Origin of the sequence: Streptomyces sodiiphilus, from assembly GCF_039529215.1 — a bacterium.
Taxonomy (GTDB): Bacteria; Actinomycetota; Actinomycetes; order Streptomycetales; family Streptomycetaceae; genus Streptomyces; species Streptomyces sodiiphilus.
The window spans coordinates 1-773 of sequence record NZ_BAAAMJ010000101.1 but is presented as its reverse complement, the minus strand read 5'-3'; the positions used below and the strand labels follow the sequence as shown (position 1 = coordinate 773).

The window sequence follows — 773 nt, the reverse complement described above, 5'->3', positions numbered from 1 at the left end:
CTCCACCGCCACCACCACCCACACCGTCAACCAGACCGCAACCGAAACCGTGGTGGACGGAACGCCCGACCCCTCGGTCGCCGGGGAGCCCGTCCTGTTCACCGCGGTGGTGACTCCAGTGGCGCCGGGAGCCGGCACTCCCACCGGCACCGTCACCTTCACCTTCACCGGCGGCGGTCCCACGCTCACCGCCACCCTCGACACCACGGGCACGGCCACGGCCGTCACGGACGCGCTGCCTCCGGGGCTCTTCACGGTCACCGCCACGTACGGCGGCGACGCGGGCTTCGCGGCGTCCAGCGGCACCACCACCCACACGGTTGTTCAGGCCTCCACGACCACCACCGTCACCTCCTTTCCGGACCCGTCCGCCTTCGGTGAGGACGTCACCTTCATGGCCCGGGTGGCGGTCGATGCCCCGGGGACCGGCGTCCCGACGGGCTCGGTGACCTTCACCTTCGGCAGCGGGGGGAGCGCCACGGTGCCCCTGGACGCCACCGGCATGGCGGTGCTCACCGAGAGCACCCTGCCCGCCGGCACCCAGCTCGTCTCCGCCTTCTACAGCGGTGACGCCCTCCACGCCCCGTCGGCCGGGGCCGTGACCCACACCGTCACCCCCGCCGTCACCGACACCACGGTGGTGTCCTCCCCGGACCCGTCGGTCTTCGGCCGGCCGGTCACCATCGCCGCCACGGTGACCTCGGTCGCCCCGGGGGCCGGAACCCCGTCCGGGTCGGTGACGTTCGTGGTCAGCGGCGGCACCGGGGGCGGCA

At 73.9% G+C, this 773-nt stretch carries 1 protein-coding gene; it reads left to right on the top strand.

What is annotated here, in order from left to right:
- On the top strand, positions 1-773 hold a 773-nt coding region (locus tag ABD299_RS24775; protein WP_344266988.1), incomplete at both ends, for an Ig-like domain-containing protein.